Origin of the sequence: Pedobacter sp. UC225_61 (assembly GCF_044452285.1) — a bacterium.
Lineage (GTDB): Bacteria > Bacteroidota > Bacteroidia > Sphingobacteriales > Sphingobacteriaceae > Pedobacter.
The window spans coordinates 71,032-95,420 of record NZ_JBIOAL010000001.1; the positions used below are offsets into that span (position 1 = coordinate 71,032).

22 protein-coding genes are annotated in these 24,389 nt (G+C 33.9%); 6 read left to right on the forward strand and 16 right to left on the reverse strand.

The genetic code is table 11. The features are described from left to right. Positions 1-23: 23 nt before the first annotated feature. Positions 24-1,460, reverse strand: coding sequence for an MFS transporter (locus ACHMWN_RS00325; RefSeq protein WP_397296772.1), 1,437 nt, complete (start codon positions 1,458-1,460; stop codon positions 24-26). Positions 1,461-1,693: 233 nt separating this feature from the next. On the opposite strand from ACHMWN_RS00325, the gene ACHMWN_RS00330 reads away from it, so the two are divergent. Next, positions 1,694-2,314, forward strand: a complete 621-nt coding sequence (locus tag ACHMWN_RS00330; protein WP_397296774.1) for a LysE family translocator — start codon at positions 1,694-1,696, stop codon at positions 2,312-2,314. 3 nt (positions 2,315-2,317) lie between these two features. On the opposite strand, the gene ACHMWN_RS00335 is transcribed toward ACHMWN_RS00330, so the two are convergent. From ACHMWN_RS00335 to ubiE, 15 genes are all read right to left on the reverse strand, one after another. After that, positions 2,318-2,869, reverse strand: coding sequence for a hypothetical protein (locus ACHMWN_RS00335; RefSeq protein WP_397296777.1), 552 nt, complete (start codon positions 2,867-2,869; stop codon positions 2,318-2,320). A 44-nt stretch (positions 2,870-2,913) separates the two neighbouring features. After that, the gene (locus ACHMWN_RS00340) at positions 2,914-4,815 is read right to left on the reverse strand and encodes an amidophosphoribosyltransferase (protein WP_397296780.1); all 1,902 of its coding nucleotides are present in this window, start codon (positions 4,813-4,815) and stop codon (positions 2,914-2,916) included. Between the two features lie 102 nt (positions 4,816-4,917). Further along, positions 4,918-5,754 carry a glutamate racemase gene (gene murI, locus ACHMWN_RS00345; protein WP_397296783.1) on the reverse strand — a complete coding sequence of 279 codons (837 nt, stop codon included), beginning with the start codon at positions 5,752-5,754 and terminating at the stop codon, positions 4,918-4,920. A 146-nt stretch (positions 5,755-5,900) separates the two neighbouring features. Continuing rightward, positions 5,901-6,494, reverse strand: a complete 594-nt coding sequence (locus ACHMWN_RS00350) for an OmpH family outer membrane protein (protein WP_397296785.1) — start codon at positions 6,492-6,494, stop codon at positions 5,901-5,903. A gap of 47 nt (positions 6,495-6,541) precedes the next feature. Beyond that, a complete protein-coding gene (locus ACHMWN_RS00355) occupies positions 6,542-7,072 on the reverse strand; it encodes an OmpH family outer membrane protein (protein WP_397296787.1) in 531 nt (176 codons plus the stop codon). A gap of 16 nt (positions 7,073-7,088) precedes the next feature. Continuing rightward, positions 7,089-9,635 carry an outer membrane protein assembly factor gene (locus ACHMWN_RS00360; protein WP_397296790.1) on the reverse strand — a complete coding sequence of 849 codons (2,547 nt, stop codon included), beginning with the start codon at positions 9,633-9,635 and terminating at the stop codon, positions 7,089-7,091. Between the two features lie 63 nt (positions 9,636-9,698). Next, entirely contained in the window at positions 9,699-10,439 is a 741-nt protein-coding gene (locus tag ACHMWN_RS00365) for an isoprenyl transferase (RefSeq protein ID WP_397296793.1), read from the reverse strand. 18 nt (positions 10,440-10,457) lie between these two features. After that, positions 10,458-11,267 carry a DUF6089 family protein gene (locus ACHMWN_RS00370; protein WP_397296795.1) on the reverse strand — a complete coding sequence of 270 codons (810 nt, stop codon included), beginning with the start codon at positions 11,265-11,267 and terminating at the stop codon, positions 10,458-10,460. Between the two features lies 1 nt (position 11,268). After that, positions 11,269-12,150, reverse strand: a complete 882-nt coding sequence (locus tag ACHMWN_RS00375; RefSeq protein ID WP_397296797.1) for an NAD kinase — start codon at positions 12,148-12,150, stop codon at positions 11,269-11,271. Between the two features lie 6 nt (positions 12,151-12,156). Beyond that, positions 12,157-12,819 carry a CBS domain-containing protein gene (locus ACHMWN_RS00380; protein ID WP_397296799.1) on the reverse strand — a complete coding sequence of 221 codons (663 nt, stop codon included), beginning with the start codon at positions 12,817-12,819 and terminating at the stop codon, positions 12,157-12,159. Continuing rightward, complete coding sequence (locus ACHMWN_RS00385; protein ID WP_397296802.1) at positions 12,819-13,583, reverse strand: alpha/beta fold hydrolase; 765 nt, start codon at positions 13,581-13,583, stop codon at positions 12,819-12,821. The genes ACHMWN_RS00380 and ACHMWN_RS00385 overlap by 1 nt, the downstream gene beginning before the upstream one ends. Before the next feature lie 111 nt (positions 13,584-13,694). Continuing rightward, complete coding sequence (locus ACHMWN_RS00390; RefSeq protein WP_397296804.1) at positions 13,695-14,141, reverse strand: GatB/YqeY domain-containing protein; 447 nt, start codon at positions 14,139-14,141, stop codon at positions 13,695-13,697. Positions 14,142-14,229: 88 nt separating this feature from the next. After that, positions 14,230-14,988 carry an SDR family NAD(P)-dependent oxidoreductase gene (locus ACHMWN_RS00395; RefSeq protein ID WP_397296807.1) on the reverse strand — a complete coding sequence of 253 codons (759 nt, stop codon included), beginning with the start codon at positions 14,986-14,988 and terminating at the stop codon, positions 14,230-14,232. A gap of 50 nt (positions 14,989-15,038) precedes the next feature. Then, positions 15,039-15,788, reverse strand: a complete 750-nt coding sequence (locus tag ACHMWN_RS00400) for an outer membrane beta-barrel protein (protein WP_397296809.1) — start codon at positions 15,786-15,788, stop codon at positions 15,039-15,041. Continuing rightward, the gene (gene ubiE, locus ACHMWN_RS00405; RefSeq protein ID WP_397296812.1) at positions 15,785-16,513 is read right to left on the reverse strand and encodes a bifunctional demethylmenaquinone methyltransferase/2-methoxy-6-polyprenyl-1,4-benzoquinol methylase UbiE; all 729 of its coding nucleotides are present in this window, start codon (positions 16,511-16,513) and stop codon (positions 15,785-15,787) included. Before ubiE ends, ACHMWN_RS00400 begins: the two co-directional genes overlap by 4 nt. Positions 16,514-16,610: 97 nt before the next feature. Between ubiE and yihA the strand changes: the two genes are divergently transcribed. The 5 genes from yihA (at position 16,611) to ACHMWN_RS00430 (ending at position 24,373) form a co-directional block, all read left to right on the forward strand. After that, positions 16,611-17,258 carry a ribosome biogenesis GTP-binding protein YihA/YsxC gene (yihA, locus tag ACHMWN_RS00410; RefSeq protein ID WP_397296815.1) on the forward strand — a complete coding sequence of 216 codons (648 nt, stop codon included), beginning with the start codon at positions 16,611-16,613 and terminating at the stop codon, positions 17,256-17,258. A gap of 182 nt (positions 17,259-17,440) precedes the next feature. Next, complete coding sequence (locus tag ACHMWN_RS00415; RefSeq protein ID WP_397296818.1) at positions 17,441-18,304, forward strand: UbiA-like polyprenyltransferase; 864 nt, start codon at positions 17,441-17,443, stop codon at positions 18,302-18,304. A 2-nt stretch (positions 18,305-18,306) separates the two neighbouring features. Then, on the forward strand, positions 18,307-20,022 hold the full coding sequence (locus ACHMWN_RS00420; RefSeq protein ID WP_397296820.1) for a M3 family oligoendopeptidase: 1,716 nt from the start codon (positions 18,307-18,309) through the stop codon (positions 20,020-20,022). A 365-nt stretch (positions 20,023-20,387) separates the two neighbouring features. Further along, a complete protein-coding gene (locus tag ACHMWN_RS00425) occupies positions 20,388-22,310 on the forward strand; it encodes an LTA synthase family protein (RefSeq protein WP_397296822.1) in 1,923 nt (640 codons plus the stop codon). A gap of 113 nt (positions 22,311-22,423) precedes the next feature. Then, positions 22,424-24,373, forward strand: coding sequence for an amino acid permease (locus ACHMWN_RS00430; RefSeq protein WP_397296825.1), 1,950 nt, complete (start codon positions 22,424-22,426; stop codon positions 24,371-24,373). Positions 24,374-24,389: the final 16 nt, after the last annotated feature.

The window sequence follows — 24,389 nt, forward strand, 5'->3', positions numbered from 1 at the left end:
CTCTAAATAAAATATATTTCGGTTTAATGTCCGCCAGAAATCTTTTCATCAAAATTAATTCCTTGCGCTCTAAGTATTCCGCTTACTTTCCAAGCATAAAATGCTAAATATACAAAGCATAAAATACCTACAATGTAACTGTATTGAATACCAATAAATGGAATTTGTGAAACGTAACCTTGTAACCAGCTTACAATACCACCACCCATAATCATCATAATTAAATAACTACTTCCTTGACTTGTATGTTTACCTAAACCGCTTACTGCAAGTGTGAAAATACATGGCCATAAGGTACTGCAGAATAAACCTACACTTGTAAATGCATATACACTTACCATACCTGTAGTGAACATTCCGATTAGTAATGCTAAAATTCCAATGCCAGAGAAGATTAATAACATTCTAGCTGGGTTACCTTTACTGATGAAATCTGCAATAATTAATACTAAAATGATTAATGCATATACATAAAACGGTTGTAAATCGTGACCAAATGCAGCATTAACACCTAAGAATATAGCAAAAGCTAAATAAGGAGCTATAAATCTTAAAATCTTTTGAGTGCCTACGTTATCTGTAAAAGCTTCAACAGCACCTGTCCATCTACCAATCATCATACTTGCCCAATACAAAGAAATGTATGGTGCAATATCTTTAATCGCAAAACCTAAATCTTTTTCCATATATGCAGGTAAATTACTTGCTGTAGATACTTCAACACCTACATACACAAAAATACCAATCATACCTAGCAATAATTGAGGGTATTTCAACGCAGATCCTTTTACCGAAGCATCGTCTAATTTAGCCTCAACTAAAGCTGGTTTATCTGGAAGTGGAGATAATTTCAAAAAAAGTGCTACTGCTAAAAATGCAGCGCCTAAACATAGATATGGAATTTTAACACTTTCAATGCTCACGTCGTTGGTTGCACTTGATATTGATCCGAAAATAGCAAAACTTACAATTAACGGCCCAATTGTAGTCCCTAAGTTATTAATCCCCCCTGCTAAGGTTAAACGTTGTGAGCCTGTTTTAATTGGCCCTAAAGCAATAGCAAGCGGATTTGCAACAGTTTGCTGCAATGAGAAACCAAGTGCTACAATAAATAAACCTGAAAGCATTAAAGGAAATGAACCTAAATTTGCAGCTGGATAAAATAATAATGTCCCCACAGCAGAAATAGTAAGTCCCAAGGCTAAACTGTTTTTGTATCCAATCGTATTAATTAAATCTTTTTTCATTAAGCCCGAAATACCGACATAGATTAATGAACCCACGGTATATGCTACATAAAATGCAATAGAAACCAGCTGGCTTTCGCTTTGCGATAAATCAAATGCTTTTTTAAATACCGGAATTAATATGTCATTACTGGCTGCTACGAAGCCCCAAAAAAAGAATACCGTAACTAAGGGAATGAACTGCCCCCATTTGGTTTGTGAATTTTGTTCCATACTAGGATTTAGAGTTTAAGTAAGTCTAATTTTAAATTTAGTTTGTTAAACATAAATAAAATTTATTGCTTACTAAAGTGTAATTTTTACACAGTTGGTATTTGATGCTTTTAGCAAGTAATATGACTGTTATGTTTAGACTATTAAAAAAAATTAAATGAAAAATCAAACCAAAAAATGGAGAGATTTTAGCTTAAAAAGTCGCATATTAGCATAACTAATATGTTAGGCTAATGTTTGAAGCGATTTTATTGGGCATGGGAGCTGGGCTAATTTCCTCATTCTTAACTGGTCCTGTTTTTTTTGCGATGATTAAGACCAGTATCGAAAAAGGGTTTAAAGCCGGATTTTCGTTAGCGATTGGTGTAATCATTAGCGATGTTATTTTGATTGGACTGGTGTTGTATGGAAGTCAGTTCTTAGTATATCAGGAAAGTTTTGACAAATACGTTGGTATTATAGGTGGTTTGTTTTTATTTGCTGTTGGTATCTATTACCTATACTCAAAGGTTTCTATTAATTACGAAAACAATACCCTAATAAAGGTGAGCAAAAGAGGTTATCTGCTCAAAGGATTTCTGATGTGCATTTTAACACCTTCTACCCTCATGTTTTGGATTATTGTAAGTGGAATTATCTCCGCTAAACTAAATTCACTTGATGAGAAGTTGTTCTGCTTTTTTATTGCCATGGCTACACAATTAACCATAGATGGCTTAAAAAGTTATTATTCTAGTAAATTACGTTACAGGATAAAAGAGGACTCTTTAAAGAAGCTAAATAAGATTGCTGGCATTATTATCATTGCCTTTGCTATATGGCTCATCTATAAAACTTATCATCAATATTATTAAGGGTTATAGGTATTTATCTATAGTGTACACATCTACATAATCAACCACTCTTCCCCCTTCGCAATTTCCCATATTTTGTAACCTATAATAACTGCGATTATCCTTTTTCAGGAAAACTTGTTCTCCAGTTTTTTCACATGGTTTACCGCCATTATTATACTTGATATAAGTGATGATTGTTCCAATGAATTTCAGATGGTCTTTATCAATTCTACTGATTTTCCCATCAATTTTTAGGTATTCATTGTTGACGTTGGTTTGTTCGCCTTTGAGGGTGTACCAGTTGTTTTCTGCTTTTACTAATTTAGCAGAGCCGGTTTTATCAAAACTTATCCATTGTAAACTAATCGGAATTTCTTGGTACTTTTCTATTTTAACCTTTGGGATATTTTTTTCAATCTTCTCTTTTACTCCCTTTAAGCTATCATTTACCTTATCCAACTTAGATACTAGACTATCGCTTGTTTTAGCGATAGCATCGTCAACTTTTTTCTGATTGGAATCTGAACAAGAAAAGTTCAACAAAACCAACATACATATAACTATCCTTTTCATCATCAACTATTTTAATTGATAACAGATAGGATACTTTAAAAGTTTTAATACGCTCTCTGGTTATTTCCTTCTTTCCAGTTTACAAATGCTTTGTTTACTACTTTATTACCACCTGGTGTAGGGTAATTTCCTGAAAAATACCAATCGCCGGTATGGTCAGGGCAAGCGATATGTAAGTTATCCAACGTTTGATAAATTACTTCTACTTCAGCAACTGTTCCTTCTGGGGTAATAATTTTAGCAATCTGATCAGAAATTTCTTGTTGTTGGAATGGTCTATAAATCTCTTTTACATGATTTACGATTTCTTCTTTAGGTAGCAATAACGAAGCTTTACATTTCTCATAAACTTCTTCTATAATATGCTCCATTCCACGTTGTTTCAACAATTGAATTGCCGCATCAAAAGCAACAAATTGCCCCATCTTAGACATATCAATTCCATAACAATCTGGATAGCGAATTTGAGGTGCTGAAGAAACGATAACGATTTTTTTAGGATGTAACCGATCTATAATCTTAATGATACTTTGCTTTAAAGTTGTACCTCTAACTATAGAGTCATCCACAGCTACTAAAGTATCGGTATGATTTTTTATAACACCGTAAGTAGTATCGTACACATGAGCTACCATTTCTCCTCTATCCGCATCTTGCGTGATAAAAGTGCGGAGTTTTACATCTTTAATCGCTAATTTCTCTACTCTTGGCGACATCGACAACAATTCATCTAGCTCAGCATCATTAAGTTTCTCCTTACGGTTTAACAGCGCATCTTTCTGAATTTCTCTCACATGATTATGTAACCCTTCTACCATGCCGTAAAACGAAACTTCGGCAGTATTAGGAATGAAGGAGAATACCGTATTCTTTAAATCATTCTTTACTGAAGATAAAACCTGAGGAATTAATAAATCACCTAGTTTTTTTCGTTCTTTATAAATATCTGCATCACTTCCTCTTGAGAAATAGATGCGCTCAAATGAACATGCTCTTTTTTCTACAGGTTCACGATACATTTCTTGTGTAACTGTACCGTCTTTTTTAACGATTAATGCATGTCCAGGTTCAATTTCTTTTACCTGTTTAATTTGAACATTAAAGGCTGTCTGTATAGCAGGTCTTTCTGAAGCCGCTACAACAATTTCATCATCTGCATAATAAAACGCAGGGCGGATGCCTGAAGGATCTCTTAAAACAAATGCATCGCCATTACCAACAATACCAGAGATCGTATACCCACCATCCCAATCTTTCGCAGAGCGACGAAGGATGTTGGCCATATTTAAATTTTCTGATATCTTATGCGTGATCTCTACATTCGATAATCCTTCTTTTTTGTATTCGTCAAATAGCTCTTGATTTTCATCATCTAGAAAATGACCAATTTTTTCAAGAACTGTAACTGTATCTGCTTTTTCTTTTGGATGTTGACCTAACTCGTATAATTGTTCTAAAAGTTCATCAACATTTGTCATGTTAAAATTACCAGCAATCACTAAATTTCTGGTCATCCAATTATTTTGACGTAAGAAAGGGTGGCAATTTTCTATGCTATTTTTTCCGTGTGTACCATAACGCAAGTGACCCAATAAAACTTCGCCAATAAAGCTTACGTTTTGTTTAAGGTACTCTGTATCTTTCATCAATTCCGGTGTTTCATTCTGAATATCTACAAATTTATTTTGTACATATCCAAAAATATCAGCCACTGCATTTTGAGCCATGGAACGGTAACGGCTAATGTAGCGACTACCAGGTTTCATGTCTAATTTAATAGTTGCTATACCTGCTCCATCCTGTCCACGATTGTGCTGTTTTTCCATCAATAAATACAACTTATTGAGGCCGTAGAGTGCTGTACCGTATTTTTCTTGGTAGTATGAGAGAGGTTTTAACAAGCGGATAAAGGCTATCCCGCATTCGTGTTTGATCTGATCGCTCATTGATTGTGATTGAGCTGCAAATTTACCCTTTTAAAATTTTAAAACCTAACAAGAAATATACTGATTCTTAACATTCTGATCATCTGAATGTTAATTTTTGAACTATGGCAAAAGTGCGTTATTCATTTTTTGAGCTTCGATTTCTTGTCCTAAAAATACAGATGCATGGGCATTAAATGTGTTAACATCTCCTGATGTGTAAAATGTTTTCTTAGCCTGTTTTGCTAATTTATTTTCTATTTCAGCATGTCTTTGGAGATAATCCGCTAAGCTATTCGCTACAATTTCACCTTGCGAGAGTACTTGAATATGCTTTGGGAGTTGCTGCTCGATTTTTGGAATTAATAAGGGATAATGTGTACATGCTAATAAAATACAATCTATCTCAGATGATTTTTCCAACAGTTGCTGGATGTATTCTTTCACAAAGAAATCTGCTCCTTCTCCTAAATGTTCGCCATTCTCTATAATAGGAACCCACATTGGACAACTTTGCTGATGCACTTTTAACGTTGGGAAGAAGTGACTAATTTCTATTGGATAAGAATTCGAATTAATGGTTCCACGAGTGCCCATAACACCAATATTTTTAGTCTTGGTGAAATCCCCTATAACTTCGGCGGTTGGTCTAATTACGCCTAAAACTCTGTTATTTGGATATTTTTGAGGCAGATCTAACTGCTGAATACTTCTCAACGCTTTTGCGGAAGCTGTATTACAAGCCAAAATAACTAACGGACAACCTTGTGCGAAAAGCCACTCAACACATTCTAGGGTATATTGATAAACGGTTTCAAAAGAGTGATCACCATAAGGAGAACGAGCGTTATCACCCAGATAAATATAATTATAGGTTGGAAGTTTTTCGGCAATAGATTTAAATACGGTCAGTCCGCCAAAACCCGAATCGAAAACCCCAATTGAACCGATGTTATCCATAATATACTTGTAAGGTTGGAAGGCTGAAAAATTGGAATGTTCTGGATCCAAAACATTCCAACGTTAAAATTCCAACATTCAAACAATAAAAAAAGCGGAACTAAGTATTAAACTCAGTTCCGCTAAAGATATTAAATTATATCTAATTAGTTCTTTTTACCTGGTGTTGCTGCTGGTTTTGTAGCCGCAGGAGTATTAGAAATACCTAATTTAGTTTTAACTGCAGCAGTAATATCTTCGCCACCATCAAAATAAACTAAGTTATTAAAACCTTGAGCTACTGACGTATCGAAAACATAAGCTAAGCCTTTTTCTTTAGCAACAGCGCTCATTGCACTAGCTAATTTTTGGTTAATTGGAGGGAATAATTCTCCTTGTTTAGCTTGCACATCATTAGTCGCTTTAGTACGAGCCTCTCCAATTCTTTTCTCAAGATCTTGCAAATCTGTTTGTGCAGCTTGAAGTTCTTTAATAACTACATCTTTATTAGCCTCACTTAAAGTTTTTTGTTTTGCTTCTGCAGCTGAAGCTTTAGTCTGATATTCAGCTATCATTTTATCAATTTCAGCTTGTTTTGTTTTCGCCAATGTTTCTAATGTAGTTTGTGCGTTTTTAGCTTCTGGCATATTCGCATAAATATCATCAGAATTAAGGTGACCAAATTTTTGTTGAGCATTCGCAACATTCGCAGTAAGCAATAATCCAGCTGCAACAAAAAATACGTTAATTAACTTTCTCATTTTTCTATTTTACTTAATAATTGTTTTATAATTTATATGTTTTGTTTCTATTTTACAAGTGTACCAGGTTTATAACCTAACCTAGTAATAACGTCATTACTAATATCATAATTGCTACTTGCGTAAATCATCATGGTAGATTCGCTGCTTTTATCAAATACAAAGTCAATAAATTTGTTCTTCGCTGTTTCCCCAATCACAGTTGATACCTTATCTTGAATGGGCTTTAACAGTTTTGTACGTGTTTGAAAAAGTTCTCCTTCTGGCCCAAATTTTTGACGCTGTAATTCTTTAGCTTTCTTTTCCTTTTCAATAATATCATTTTCTCTGCGCTTACGCATATCATCTGTTAGTAAAACTTGATCTGCCTGATACGCTTTGTACATTTTATCAATTTCACTAAAACTATCATCAACTTGTTTTTGATATTGTTGAGATAATCCGTCTAATTGACTTAATGCAGATTTATATTCCGGTAAATGCTTAAGGATGTATTCCGTATCCACATAAGCAAACTTTTGTGCTGATGCCCCTAATCCAATTAGAAGTAAAAAGCTAGCTAATATATATTTTTTCATAGTTGATAGATGCAAATTAATTAAATCCTCCGAGTTGTTGCGCAATGCTAAAGTGGAACTGACCTTTATTCGCATCTGGAATACCAGGTATTTTGTCAAACCCGTATCCATAATCAATACCTAATAAACCAAATATAGGCAAGAATATTTTTGCACCAACACCAACCGAACGTCTCACATTAAACGGATTAAAATCGCTAAACTTATTCCATGTGTTACCACCTTCTGCAAATACCGTCATAAACGCTGTTGCTTGTTGAGATGATATTACTGGATATCTTAATTCCATTACATATTTATTAAAAATTGGACTTCCAGAGCTTTGTGCTATAGTTGGGTTTGAACCTACCGGGATAACTGAGTTGTTTGAATAACCACGCATAGCGATTAACTCAGAACCTTGTAAGAAATCAAAACCTTGCATACCATCTCCTCCTAATTTAAAACGTTCAAATGCCGATTCTCCAACCGCACTATTATAGGTTCCTAAGAAACCAAACTGTGCTTGTCCTTTAAATACCAATTTACCAATTAATGTCTCAAACCACTGCGCTTCAAATTTCCATTTGTGGTATTCGGTAAACTTGTAACGTAATTTATCTGAAGCTATTTTATAGTTCACATTATTTAATAATGAATAAGGTGGTGTAGCTTGTATTGTAAATTTAATATAAGAACCTCCAGTAGGGAAAATCTGACTTCCGTTTCTAGAATCTCTTGCAATTTCTTGTGTTAAATTCAAGTTGTAAGAAGTACCAGTACTAAATAAGTAACCTGGGTAGTTATTTAAAATGTATTGGTTTAAATTCACACTATGAACTAATGAGAACCAGTTATCTGGCCATTTCAATTTTCTACCTAAACTAATAGATACTCCATTTAAACGAATCTTCTGATAACTAGCATCTGCTGCAGTTAAACCATTAGACTGTAATGATGTAAATGCACTCAATCCAAAACTGATTGGTTTTTTACCACCAAACCAAGGCTCAGAAAATGAGAAACTATACGATTGGTAATATTTACCATTTGTTTGTCCACGTAAGCTTAATTTTTGACCATCACCTTTTGGTAGTGGTTTGTACGCTTCACCATTAAATAAATTCCTTAAAGAGAAATTATTGAAAGTTAAACCTAATGTACCAATTACACGGCCTCCACCAAAACCACCTGATAATTCAATTTGATCTGAAGGTTTTTCTTCTACATGATATACAATGTCTACAGTACCATCTGCAGGGTTAGGTTTTGGAACTGGATTAGTTTTAGATTCATCGAAGTTACCTAATGCACCAATTTCACGTACAGTTCTTACCAATAATTCTTTAGAGAATTTTTCTCCTGGTTTAGTACGGATTTCACGCAAAACAACTCTATCGTTAGTAATGGTATTTCCTTCAATGGTAATTTTGTTGTTAGTATATTGTGGACCTTCATAAATACGCATCTCTACATCTACTGTATCGTTGTGTATTTTAGTTTGTACCGGATCAATGTTAAAGGTTAAATATCCATCGTTTAAGTAAACACTAGAAACATCATCACCATTGGCACTACCACGTAATTTCTTTTCTAATTTTTCTTCGCTAAATAATTCTCCCTTTTCAATACCTAATACTTTCTCTAGGTATGCAGTTGTATATTTTGCATTACCCACCCAATTAATGTTACCGAAATAATATTTAGGACCTTCATAAACATCTAGTTTAATGCCGATAGATTTATCATTGTACTTATAAATGCTATCTTTTAAAATGGTTGCATCTCTGTAACCCTTTTCTTGCATTTTAGCAACTAATTTCAGTTTATCCTCTTCGTATTTTTCTTTGTTGAATTTACCACTACCAAATACTTTATAAAAAGCTTGTTGCTTTGTCTTTTTAAGGTATTTCCTAAGTTTTGATGATTTAAAATCTTTATTGCCAGTAAATGTAATTTCGTGAACTTTTACTCTTTTACCTTTATTAATTAATACTTGAAGAATAACGCTATTCTCTTGATTAGGATCTGGTTTAGATTTAAAATCAATTGTGGTATAAAAATACCCTTTATCTAATAGGTATTTATTAATGATAGATCTTGTAGTATTGTATAAGTTATCGTTAATAATGGTTTTGCCAGCTTTATCAGCTAATTTTTCACCAATATCAGTTTTTTGTGACTTGCTAACACCAATAAATTCAAACGAACTTAGGCGTGGACGTTCTACCACTTCAATATCAAAATAAACTGTATCTGCATTTATTTTGGTTACAAATAATTGTACATCATCAAATAAGCCTTGGGCCCATAAGTTTTTAATTGCATTTGAAGTTGCTTCTCCTGGCAAAATAACATGCTCTCCTTTGGTCAGTTTAGAAAGTGTAATAATTACTTCTTTATCAAGGTATTGAGTTCCTGTTAAAGTTGTGCCACCAATTACATATTCTTTCGGGCTAAAATAATCGATATTTAAGCCTTGAACTTTTAAGGAAGGTGCTGCAGGTGCAGGTTGTGTACGGATCTGAGCTAGTGTTGGCAAGCCAATCAATAACAAAAATATGAGTTGGTATATTCTTTTCATTTACAATCTAAAAAACGTTGCTAAGTTAATTTAAACACATGTTAAAAAGTGTTAAAAGTAAAATTAGTTCAATTGTTCACTAATTTTCCCGAAGCGACGTTCGCGTTTTTGGTAATCTACTATGGCTTCAAAAAGGTGTTCTCTTCTAAAGTCAGGCCATAAAGTTTCGGTAAAATACAATTCGGTGTAAGCAAGTTGCCATAATAAAAAATTGCTTACTCTATGCTCTCCGCTGGTACGGATCATTAACTCTGGATCTGGTATTTGAGCAGTAGTTAATTGAGCAGCAAAGGCTTCTTCACTAATATCGTCTACAGTTATTTTTTGCTCTTGCACTTGTTGCGCTAATTTTTTAGCAGCTTCAATTATTTCCCATTTTGCACTATAACTTAGGGCTAATGTTAAGGTGCATTTGGTGTTTTTGCTAGTTATTTCCATTACGTTAGCTAAATCATCAATGCATTTCTGTGGTAATGATTTTAAGTCACCAATGGCATTTAACCTTACGTTATTCTTATTTAAAGTTTCGGCTTGCTCATTAATGGTAGAAATTAACAATTCCATTAAAGCGTTTACCTCATCTACTGGACGGTTCCAGTTTTCTGTAGAAAAAGCATATACCGTTAAGTATTTTACGCCAATGTCCACGCAACCTTCAACAATATCTTTTACAGATAATACGCCACTTTCATGACCAAAAACGCGAAATTTACCTTGATTTTTTGCCCATCTCCCATTACCATCCATAATAATGGCAATGTGCTCTGGTAAGCGTTTAATATCTATTTGTTCTTTAAATCCCATTAATGTATTATCGGCGCCCTAAAAAGTAAAGCATTTTTGGCTCACAAAGGTATAAGATATCCCAATACTTACAAACATGTAGGTATCTCTTTTTCTTAAATCTCCTCGTTGAGTACCTGGAACACCAACACTTGCAGCTGTTGAAGCATTATATGGCGGAAAATATCTTGAAGTTCCAGGAGAGCTAGGCATAGTATTTAAGTAATAATAATCTCCAACATCGTCAATATAGTCTGTAAACGTTGTCCTATAGCCTATTTCTGAAAATAGCGTTAAATAATCTGTCAATTTATATTTAATTCCTACTCCATATGGAACTGAAATAGCATATTGTTTATAGGTCACAGGAGTTCCATCCTTCTTTGCATTAGTTGTATAATCTGACAAGGTATACTTTACATTATCATAAGTTGCTTTTGGGTTAAAATAAAAGCCACCAACACCAGCAAAAATATATGGCGTTAATTTACGTTTGGAGCTCGCAGAATAAATATCAAAAAAATTAAGGTTTGCTAATAAGCTCACTTCATGAATAGAAGTATTAAAATTTAAAGCCCGTTGTTGGAACTGTTCATTTGAAGATTTCAAATCATCACCTTTTATTTCACCATAGGTATAATGCAAACCAAGTCCTAAATAAGGATTGAAATTTATCCTACCGAAAGCTCCTGCAGAAATGCCGCTAATTTTTATTGGGTTATTTTGATTGAGATCTCCTAAATAACCTGCGCCACCAGCATTTACACCAATTTCTGCTCGCTGAGCGAGAACTGATATGCTTAAAGCTAATGAGATTACGAAAATTAAGACTGCTTTTATATACCGCATTTTAATAATTACGGGTATCAATACCCCAAAGTAATTTATTCCTTAACGTAGTAAGGTAACTTTCATTGTTAAGGCGGATAAGATTGATATTAAATTTGGCTTTATTGATGGTAATTTTAACAGATCTGTCGACAGTTTCTGTTCTCGAATCACATGAAAGAAGGAATTTTGTGCTTCTAGCTTCAATTTCGAAGGTTAATTGAACATCATCAGGAATTATAACTGGCCTTACATTTAAATTATGAGGTGCAACCGGTGTTATTACAAAATTTTGTGCGTTTGGCAATATAATTGGTCCACCGCAGCTCAAAGAATAAGCGGTAGAACCAGTTGGTGTGGCTATAATTAAGCCATCTGCCCAGTATGAGTTAATAAATTCGCCATTCATAAATGCATGAATAATCATCATTGCAGAATTATCCCTTCTGTGGATGGTCATGTCATTTAAAGCAAAGTTTTCATCTCCAAATAAATTGTTTTGAGATTCTAAATTTAAAATACTCCTTTTATCTAATGAATACTCCCCTTTAACCAATGCTTCAATCGCATTTTTAATTTCATTTTTATTGATACTTGCTAAAAAACCTAAGCGTCCAAAATTTATCCCAATTACTGGAATTTGAGAATCGCGAACTAAAGCCAATGTATCTAATAATGTACCATCGCCACCTAAGCTTAATAGCACATCTGCTGCATTTAATAATTCTTTGTGGTTAGAAAAAGTATGAATATTTGAAGGAAGATTTACTTTGTTCCGTATAAAATTGTTAAACTTTAAGTAAACTGAAATCTCTACTTCATAGTTCGCTAAAGCATCAAATACTTCTTGTACAAAAGGTAAAACGCTATCGTTAAAATCTCTACCGTAAATTGCTATTTTCATTAAGCTTTATACGTTTAAATAGTTCATAAAAGAATTGAATCTATCTGCTGAACCATCGTCGTTTTGCGTATTATTAAAAACAGCTTTAACTTCATAATTATATCTTTCAAAAGATGAAATGATACCCGAAAGTTCTGTTTTATTTATTTTTAAGGTAATTTCTAGTCGTGTAGAATCAGGGAAAGAGCTTACATACGATGATAAAATCTGTGCATTATCTGCCTCTACAATTTGTGCCATGTGAGCCAATGAATTATTTCTATTGCTGATAGATAAAACAATAATTCCACCTGGTTCTTTTACAGCATAGGTATCTGCGGTATATTCTAGCAAATTATTGATAGAAACCACACCCAAATAATTTTTCTGTTGATCCAATACCGGTACTAATGATAATTGCAATTGATTAAACAATCGTATCACATCGTAAATATGCGAATCTTCAAAAACAAAGGGATTCATGATGGTTAGAGACAAACTACCAAGTGGGGTATCCTGATCTCTAACTTCTATCAGCTCATCTTCAGAAACTAGTCCTAAAAATTGTGCTTCATTTACAATAGGTAAATGGTACAATTTAAACTCACTCATCCTTTCTAAAGCTTTCCGAACACTATCGGAAGTTTTTAGTGGAGGTATTACGTTAGATATGAGTTCTACTGCAAACATTATTTTAATAAAATCCTATTCAAAAATGTATCTAAATACGCATTAAATTCTGTTGGTCTTTCCATCATTGGGGCATGCCCACATTTATCAATCCAGTTTAATTCTGAATTAGGTAAAAGTTCATGAAATTCAACTGCCACATCTGGTGGAGTGATTTTATCTTGCTTACCCCAAATTAGAGATACTGGAATTGTTATTCTTGATAATTCCTTACTCATATTGTGGCGTATAGCCGATTTGGCCAATGCTAAAATACGAATTACTCTAGAACGATCATTTACAGATTTAAACACTTCATCAACTAATTCATCTGTAGCAGTTGCAGGATCATAAAAAGTATATTCTACTTTTTCTTTTACATAATCACGACTTCCTCTACGTGGAAATGAGCCTCCAAATGCATTTTCATACAAGCCAGAACTTCCTGTTAATACCAAAGCTTTCACAAATTCTTGATGAGCAGCTGTAAAAACCAAACCTACGTGTCCGCCTAATGAATTTCCAATTAATACCACCTGACTTAACTTTTTAAATTTCAAAAAGCGGTGTATATATTTAGAAAGACTTTTCACACCAAGGGTAAGTAAAGGCAAATCATAAATTGGTAAAATTGGCACCAAAACACGATAGTTCTTTTTAAAATGATCTATAGCCGGCTCCCAATTACTCAACTCGCCCATTAGCCCATGAAGTAATACCAAGGTTTCTCCTTCGCCTTCTTGAATGTACTTAAACCCGTCTTCTTCAATTACTTCGTATTTCATATATAGTGTTATGATGTTTGGTATGTGCTACTAAGTTAATAGAGTAAAATTAAATTATGGCAATTAATCTGATATTTTTAAGAAAAAGATCAAACTCAACTAGGAAAATGATTATCCTAATTGTGTTTTTACAAGTTCACCAATTAATTTTCCATCGGCTTTACCAGCTAATTCTTTATTTGCTAAACCCATTACTTTACCCATTTCTTTAATTGATGTAGCGCCTGATTCTGAGATAATTCTTGCTATTATTTTTTCAATATCAGCCTGTTCTAGTTGCTGTGGCAAAAACTGACTGATTACATCAATTTCTTCTTGCTCAACTGTATATAAATCTTCACGACCTTGTTCTTTATAAATAGTGGCAGACTTTTTACGTTGTTTTACCAATTTTTGCAAAATTTTCATCTCAGCATCTTCAGAAATTTCTTCAGCATGACCTTTTTCTGTTTTTGCCAATAACAAAGCCGCTTTAATAGCTCTTAAACCTCTAAGCTTTGCTTGATCTTTAGCCAACATGGCTTGTTTTATTTCTTGATCTATTGTTGTTGATATCATTTTCTTATTTGTTTTTTGGTTTTTTTCTTTGTTAGGTATTGTCTTAGATTTCCTAAAAACTAACACCAAAACAACTAACCAACCTTGTTTAATCTCTCTTTACAGTTGTTGCAGTTGCTTGGGCAGTTGGCATAATTAACATATCGTTAATGTTTACATGTGGTGGACGACTTACGGCAAACCAAATCGCTTCTGCTATATCTTGTGCAATTAAAGGTTCAAAACCATCGTATACTTTTTTTGCTCTACTCTCATCACCTTTAAAACGCACAATAGAAAACTCCGTTTCTACCATACCTGGATGAATTGCCGTAACTTTTATCCCATGAGGTAAAAGGTCGATCCGCATCCCTTGATTTAAAGCCTCTACTGCATGTTTTGTAGCACAATACACATTTCCATTAGCGTAAACTTCTTTGCCTGCAATAGAACCGATATTAATGATATGACCTTTTTTTTGCTCCACCATCCAACTACTTACTACTTTGGAAACATACAATAAACCTTTAATATTTGTGTCTATCATGGTATCCCAATCATCAGTATTACCTTTATCAATAGGATCTAAACCTTGACTTAAACCTGCGTTATTTATCAATACGTCAACGTTTTTCCAAGCAGCAGGAAGTGTTTCTAACACATAATTGATGTTTTCTTTATCTCTCACATCAGCCTGAATTTTTTTCACTTCTATTGCGTACTTATCCGCCAAATGATGTGCTATCTTTTCTAGCAAATTTTCTCTTCTTCCTAACAGGATAAGGTGATAACCTTGTTGAGCGAAAAGGTGTGCGCAAGCCTCGCCAATACCTGAGCTTGCACCAGTAATTAATGCAATTTTAGCCATTTGTTAATTTATTTGATGTTAACAAAGGTATAAATTTTTGACTGCGGAACTTACTCGAAAAATAAACTGAAAGTAAAATGTCTGAGTTTAGCTTTATCTATTGGATTAGCATAAGGTGTGTTATCGTGTTTTAAAATATCTTTAAACGAGTACGACATTTTTAACTCTGGCGACATTTTAAACCATTCGAAGTAAATATCGAAACCGATGCCTGCTTCGTACGACAAAAAGTTCTTATTGTTCTTTATCAATTTATCTATTGGCGCAGCCGAAGCATCGTTATTTTTTTTACCAGATGCTAAATCAATTGAATATTTTAATCCGCCCAACATATATGCTCTAAAATTCATCATCCGATCTGATTTAACTTTTAAACCTAGCGGAAGATCAATCATTGTGGCTTGAAACTTTTTTTGAATTAATGGATTTCCAGGATTGTAGATGCCAGGTTCAACATAATAGTAATTAATCAATCTGTCGTTAAAAACCAATGTTGGTGTAAAACGAACATCTACATTATTGTTCACTCTAGTATTAACAACAAACCCAATTCCAAAGCCAACAGATGTTGGGGAAGAAATAGCAGATAACGAATCTGTAACGTAATTGCCTAAGCCAGTATCGAAATAGGGATTTCTCCAATCTACTTTTTTAAGAATTTTGTATTCTGATGAGATATATTGAAAACTAAATCCGAAGTTAAAATTCTCATCATCAATTCCTCCACCCCAATTTTGAGCCTTCGCAAAGTTACTTACTGTTAAAAAGACTAGTAATAGGAGCGTTAGTTTTTTTCTCATTTAATACCGGTATAAATAGCACTTATACCAAACGTTAAAGGGCGATGTTTGGTATTTTTATAACCAACTTTTTCCATCAAAGTCGTAAATGATTTCCCATCTGGAAAAGCGGCAACCGATTCTGGCAAATACGTGTATGCTCTGTCATCCTTAGAAAATAACTTACCAAAGAATGGTGTAACGTATTTAAAATAGAAATTATAACCTTGCTTTACTGGAAAAACTTTAGGTTTTGAGAATTCTAGAATTACAATTTTCCCTTCTGGTTTTAAAACTCGAAGCATATCAGCTAAACCTTTTTCTAAGTTTTCGTAATTACGTACACCAAATGCTACCGTAATCGCATCGAAGGTGTTATCCTCAAAATGTAAACCTTCTGAATCTCCTAATTGTACAGAAAAAATGTGACCAAGATTACGTTCTTTAATTTTCTTTTTAGCTACTTCCAACATTCCTTCAGAAATATCTACCCCAATTATTTTATCAGGATGCAAAATACTAATCGATTCGAAAGCAAAATCTCCCGTACCAGTTGCTACATCTAAAATAATTCTGGGTTGTATAGCAGACAATTCTCTTATCGCCTTACGACGCCAAATGATATCTATACCTAATGATAAAAAGTGATTTAGAAAATCGTAAGTGCCAGAAATGTTATTGAACATTGTAGCTACTTGTTCTTTTTTAGTTGCTGTACCTGAGTATGGAGTTACTTCTTGATTCATAATTATGTGTCAAAGATATAAATTGTAATTGAAGATGTGCGATTTGAACTGTGAACTGAAAACTATCAACTGCAAACTTTATTATTACCTTTGCGCTATGATTATAAAATCTGCCACTTTTGTTGTTAGTAATACCAAAGTTTCTGCTTTACCACTACCAGAAATGCCCGAATATGCTTTTATTGGTCGTTCTAACGTTGGTAAATCATCACTAATTAATATGTTGGTGAATGTACAAGGTTTAGCAAAAACATCTCAAAGACCCGGAAAAACGCAATTAATTAATCACTTTCTAATTAACGAAAAATGGTACATTGTAGATTTGCCTGGTTATGGTTATGCTAAAGTAAGTAAAAGTAGCAGAGAAAAATGGGAGAAATTCATTAGAAACTATTTAACTAAAAGAGAAAGTTTACAATGCGTTTTTGTATTGATAGATAGTCGTTTAGAGCCTCAAAAGATCGATTTAGAATTTTGTTCTTGGCTTGGCGAATGCCAAATTCCTTTTGCACTAGTCTATACAAAAGCAGATAAACAATCCGGACCAAAAACTGACCAAAACGTTGCGAAATTTAATAAAGCTTTGTTGGGTTGGTTTGAAGAAGTTCCTCCATTTTTTATTACCTCAGCAGAAAAAGGACAAGGCAGAGATAAAGTTTTAGGGTTTATTGGCGAAGTAAATGAAGACTTTGTAAAACCAATTATCGACCCACAGTTTTATAGCGCCAACAAGAACGAATACTAATTGACTACGAAACTTTGACAAAGTTTTTTGCATTCTGTTATTAACTTTGCCAAAGTTGAATCAGTTTTATATTGGCAGTAAAAATTGCTCTGTCATTGCGAGGCACGAAGCAATCTTAATGCAATTCAAACCTTAGTTGTAAGATTGCCTTGTACCTCGCAATGACGATAAACTTAAGATAAATGAAAAAATACTTTTCACTCGTATTATTTGCACACTCCATATTTGCAATGCCTTTTGCCTTAATTGGTTTCTTTTTAGGCGTTACTACCACCGAAAATCCATTTAATTGGTATTTATTAGCCTTGGTAATTTTATGTATGGTGTTTGCCCGCAATGCGGCAATGGCATTTAATCGCTATTTAGATCGCAATATTGATGCAAAAAATCCACGTACTGTCATGCGAGATATTCCTGCTGGTAAAGTTTCTGCAAGCGAAGCACTTACATTCGTCATCGTTAACTGCATTTTGTTTGTCATTGCAACAGCTTTTATCAATCCATTGTGTTTGTATTTATCGCCTGTGGCTTTATTTGTGGTGCTTTTTTATAGTTACACCAAACGTTTTACAGCATTATGCCATTTAGTTTTAGGCTTAGGGCTTGCCTTAGCACCAATTGGAGCCTACATTGCAGTTACAGGGGCATTTAATATTGTTCCATTATTTTATTCCTTCGCTGTTTTATTTTGGGTAAGCGGGTTCGATATTATTTATGCATTGCAAGATGAAAGTTTTGATCGTGAAGAAAACTTACACTCTATCCCTGCTGCACTTGGCATAAAAAATGCGTTGCGTTTATCAGTTGTATTACATGTTTTTTCCGCATTATGCGTGATATTACCTTTGTTTTTTGCTGAATTTAGTTGGGTATATTATATTGGGATTTTATTTTTCTGTGCCATGTTAACCTATCAGCATTTGCTAGTTAAACCAACAGATATCAGTAAAGTTGATCGGGCTTTTGCAACTACAAATGGATTTGCATCTGTCATTTTTGCACTTTGCTTTTTAATTGATGCTTTTTTAAGAACACATACTTTTTAATAATGAATAACTTAATCATACCTAAGAAAACCAGAACGTACATTCCTCAAGATTTAAAAATGGAATGGGAAAGTCTATCTCCAATTTTAGATGAGCTTGTAAAAAGAGAAATCCACAGTGTGGAAGAATTGGAAAAATGGTTAAAAGATAAAAGCGAATTAGAAGCTGCGCTTGAAGAAGATTTTGCGTGGCGCTATATTAAGATGAGTTGCGATACGGCTAATGAAAATTTAGTGAAAGATTTTCAGTATTTCGCAACAGAAATTGAACCTAAAATTTCGCCAATAGCTAATGACTTGAATAAGAAATTTAGCGAAAGTCCATTTATAGACCAATTAGATCAAGAGAAATATTTTGTCTATATCCGTGCAGTTAAAAAAGCGTTAGAGTTATATCGCGAAGAAAACATTGAGCTTTTTACGCAATTACAAGTAACTCAACAAAAATACCAAGGCATTACTGGTGCCATGAGCGTTACGATAAACGATCAAGAATATACATTAGAACAAGCAGCGAACTTTTTAAAGGATACCAATAGAAGCGTTAGACAAAATGCCTGGGAAACCATTCAACAATGTCGTTTAGCAGCTAAGGACGAATTGAACATTTTGTTTGATGAACTAGTTGTTATGCGCCATAAGGTTGCTTTAAACGCAGGATTTGAAAACTACCGAGACTACATGTTTCAAGCTTTAGGTCGTTTCGATTATAGGCCAAAAGATTGTTACGATTTTGCAGAGGCGATTGAAAAGGAAGTTGTTCCAGTTTTAAGAGAGCAAGCAGAAAAAAGACAAGCAGCTTTAGGTTTAGACACCTTAAAACCTTGGGATATGGAAGTAAGCACTACCGGAAAACCAATGTTAAAACCATTTAATAATGGACAAGAATTAATTGATAAAAGCATTTCTTGTTTTACAGCCATAAACCCATCTTTAGGAGAAAAATTGACCATTATGAAAGCAAATGGGCTTTTTGACGTGGAAAGCAGAATGGGAAAAGCTCCAGGGGGTTACAATTATCCGTTAGCAGAAACAGGTGCGCCATTTATTTTTATGAATTCGGCAAATTCTTTACGCGATTTAACCACAATGGTTCATGAAGGTGGCCATGCGATACATACTTTTTTAACAGCCAATTTAGAATTAAATGATTTTAAACATTGCCCATCAGAAGTTGCTGAATTAGCATCGATGAGCATGGAATTAATCTCTATGGACAATTGGGATGTTTATTTCGATAACGAAGAAGAATTAAATCGTGCTAAAAAAGAGCAATTGGCTGATGTGTTAAAAACCCTACCTTGGGTTGCAGTAATTGATCAATTTCAACATTGGATTTACACCAATCCTAATCATAATGCAGCCGATAGAGAAACTGCCTTTAAACAAATCTATACTCGTTTTGGTGCTGGCTTTGCAGATTGGACAGGTTTTGAACAACAATTTGGTAATCTATGGCAAAAACAATTGCATTTATTTGAAGTCCCTTTTTATTATATCGAATATGCCATTGCTCAATTAGGTGCCATTGCTGTTTGGAAAAATTACAAAGAAAATCCAGATAAAGCATTAAAGCAATATTTAGCGGCTTTAAGTTTAGGTTACACTAAACCTATGAATGAAATTTACGAAACTGCAGGAATTAAATTTGATTTCAGTGCTGATTACGTAAAAGAACTAGCCACATTTGTAAAAGAAGAATTGAATAAATTGGGATAGTCAGCGAATCTTATTTTTAAGAGCCAAGCCAAATAGCTTGGCTTTTTTTATGGAGATGATTTAACTAATAGTTAATTATTGAAGCATTATTTTAATAGAACGACAAAAACAGTACTTATTTAGTTCACATATCATTCGGAGCTTATTCGGACTTTAGTCGGGTTTATCCGATGTAACTCCGAACGAACTCCGAAGAAGCTCCGAACAAACTCCGAAGAAGCTATGGGTAAATGAACTATATTTGACGGCAGCTTTAACTCATAAAGGATTTAACATTAAAGAAACTTATTGAATGATGTATTCAGAATTTCTTCAGAATTTAAATCTAATTTTGCACATTCGTATAACCAAACGAAGCTTATCTCATGCTTAAGAAAATATTTGCCACTCGTTTTAAACTATTGGCAATCGTATATCTATTTATTATTTCTGTATCTTTTTTAACACGACTTGTTCTTTTTATCAAATCGTTTAGCCAATTAGACACTAATCCACTTCAAATTATAGGCATTTTTTTAATTGGCTTAGTGAATGATACATTGATGAGTACATTTTTTCTCATCCCGTTTGTACTGTATCTATGGTTGGTACCAAATAAAATCTATTTTAAAAAATGGCATCGGTTCATATTATACGGCTTGTGTCTTTTAGCATTTACCATCCTTGTTTTTAATGCAGTTTCTGAATGGTTTTTTTGGGATGAATTCTCAACTCGCTATAATTTTATTGCGGTAGATTATCTTATTTATACAACAGAAGTAGTTGGCAATATTTGGCAATCGTACCCTATTGTAAAGTTAATAATTGGGATTTTTGTGTTGAGTATTTTAGTTTTATTATTGACAAAAAAATACATCAAAGCAGAAGTAACCAACAGAATATCATTTAAATACAGAACATTAATAGCACTTATTTTATTGCTTTTGCCTATTTTGGTATTTTTATTTGGCAGCAATGGCGCAAAACAATTTAGTAAAAATCAATACGCCTCAGAGCTTTCTGGAAACGGTATGTATGATTTTGGAGCAGCCTTTATCAACAACCAATTAGATTACGATAAATTTTATAAAACTGATTCTGTGAATGCTATTTTCAGTACAGTTAAAAAAGATTTTTTAAGTAGTAACAGTCAATTTCAAAGTGATTCTTCAACTTCAATTACAAGGACAATCACCTATCCTGGAGATCAAAAGAACTATAATCTAATTATGATTAGCGTGGAAAGTTTAAGTGGCGATTTCCTTTCGAGGTTTGGCAACACGGAACACATTACACCTAATTTAGATAGTTTAGCCAATCAGGGTTTATTCTTTTCAAATCTATTCGCTACTGGTACAAGAACCGTTCGCGGATTGGAAGCTTTGTCGTTAAGTCTTCCTCCTACTCCTGGACAATCTGAAGTGAAAAGACCAAATAACGAAGGCAGATTTTCGCTAGGGAATGTGCTAAGAAGCAAAGGCTATACTACTCAATATCTATATGGCGGCTATGGTTATTTCGATAACATGAATTACTTTTTTAGCAATAACGGATATGATGTAATTGATCGTTCTGCCATTACAAATGAAAAAGACATCCACTACGAAAACATTTGGGGCGTAGCTGATGAAGACTTATTCACTTTAGCTGTTAAAACTTTTGATGCAAATTACAAGTTAAAAAAACCATTTTTCAGTCAAATCATGACTACTTCTAATCATCGTCCATATACGTATCCAGAGGGAAGAATAGATATTCCTTCGCATACTGGGCGTTCTGGAGCAGTGAAATACACAGATTATGCCATTGGAAAATTCATTAATGATTGTAGAAGTAAACCTTGGTTCAATAATACCATATTTGTAATAGTAGCCGATCATTGTGCCTCAAGTGCTGGCAAAACCGAATTACCCATTAAAAATTATCGCATCCCGATGATTGTGTATGCTCCATCGATTATAAAACCAAGTACGTTTAGTGGATTAACTTCTCAAATTGATATTCCACCGACTTTATTAGGGATGTTAAATGTAAGTTACACATCTAAATTTTTCGGATTTGATATATTTAATACGCCAGCAAATCAGCGGAGAGCATTTATAAGCACCTATCAAAATTTGGGCTATTATAAAGGAAATCAATTAATTATTCTATCGCCACAGCAAAAAGTAGAGGCTTTTACTGTAGATTCTACAAATTTTACCACCACTGCGATAAAATCCTCGCCTGCTTTAGAAAAAGAAGCAATTTCTTATTATCAGTCTGCTAGCTATTTACTTCATCACAGACTTTATCAATTTAAAAAGTAACAAAACGATTTTAGGAACAGTAGTTTTAAACTTAATTTTTTAAGTTTGAGAAACTAAACCAGAATTGCGCTTCACTCCTTTTTAGTAAAAGTGTAGTTATTAAAAAACCAAACATGTTCGAAAAACTATTTAGAAAGAAATCCATTAGCAAAATTTTAGAAGATGCTGCAAAAGGGTATGGAGATCACGGAGATTCATTACATAAAACATTAGGTGTAAGAGATTTAACAGCTTTCGGTATTGCGGCTATTATTGGTGCTGGTATTTTCAGTACCATTGGTAAAGCAAGTGCAGATGGCGGTCCGGCAGTTATTTTCTTATTCATTTTTACAGCGGTAGCCTGTAGCTTTGCTGCCTTTGCCTATGCAGAATTTGCCTCAATGGTTCCTGTTTCCGGTAGTGCTTACACGTATTCTTATGTAGCCTTTGGCGAGTTAGTCGCATGGATTATTGGTTGGTCGTTAATTATGGAATATGCCATTGGTAATATCACCGTTGCTATTTCTTGGTCAGATTATTTTACAGGACTACTCTCCTCTATTCGAATACCGGCATTAGGTATAGACGGTATAAATATCCCTGATTGGGCAACAATGGATTATTTAACGGCTTTTAATGGTCATAAGCATGCGGATGCTTTAGTAAGTGCAGGGAAAAGCATGGCCAATTTAGACGATGCTACTCGTATTGCTAATCATGCATGGACATCTGCTCCAAAAATTGGCAACTTTCATTTAGTGGCAGATTTACCTGCATTGGGTATTATAATATTTATCACCTGGTTGGTTTATCGCGGCATGAAGGAATCAAGGAACGCTAGTAACGCAATGGTTGTGGTTAAATTGGCTGTTATTTTATTGGTGTTATCAGTTGGTGTTTTTTATATCGATACTAAAAATTGGAATCCATTTGCTCCAAATGGAGTATCAGGTGTACTGAAAGGAGTATCAGCGGTATTCTTTGCTTACATAGGTTTTGATGCTATTTCTACCACTGCCGAAGAATGTAAAAATCCGCAGCGAGATTTACCTCGAGGAATGATGTGGGCCATTATTATCTGTACCGTTTTATACGTTGCCATTGCTTTGGTATTAACAGGAATTGTAAAATCAGATACGTTAGCCGTGGGCGATCCATTAGCATTTGTTTTTGATCAAATAGATTTAAAATTGATGAGTGGTATTATTGCTGTAAGTGCGGTATTTGCAATGGCGAGTGTATTGTTAGTTTTCCAAATGGGTCAACCACGTATTTGGATGAGCATGAGCCGTGATGGCCTATTACCAAAATCGTTTTCTAAAATACATCCAAAATATAAAACTCCATCTTTTGCAACAATTGTAGTAGGCTTTGTAGTAGCAGTTCCATCGTTATTTATGAACTTAACTATTGTAACCGATTTATGTTCTATTGGTACTTTATTTGCCTTTGTATTGGTTTGTGCTGGTGTTTTAGTATTACAAAATAGACCTGGTGTACAAAGAGGGAAATTCAAAATACCTTATGCTAATTCTAAATTCATAATTCCAATTGTATTTATTGCTGTACTAGCATTAGCATTCACAAAATACAAAGAAGAAACTACTGCTTTCATTACCAACAAAACAAAGACAAATGGCCCAGTGGCGTTTATCACTTCACTATCTGCTCCAGAATTAGAAACAGTTAAAAAAGAAATCAGCGCAAGCCCCGTGGTTTTACAGGGAAAACAAATAGATGCTGAAGCTTATTTAAATAGTTTAACACCAGCGCAGTACGATGAGTTTATGACTAAATCATCTATTTCATTTGATAAAAAATATGAAAGTGGTTGGGGCTTATTTAAACACAAAATCCCAATGTGGATTTTCTTGATCATTTGTTTAGTAATTACCTACTATTGCATCACTAAAAACCTATCCTTAATTCCTGTTTTGGGTTTAATTAGCTGTTTGTACATGATGTGCGAGTTAGGTATTTCGAACTGGATTGGCTTTGGAATTTGGTTGGTAGTTGGTTTAATTGTTTACTTCGCTTACGGTTTTCATCATAGTAAATTAGGGCAACAGCAACGCAATAATTAAATTATTAATCTGTTAT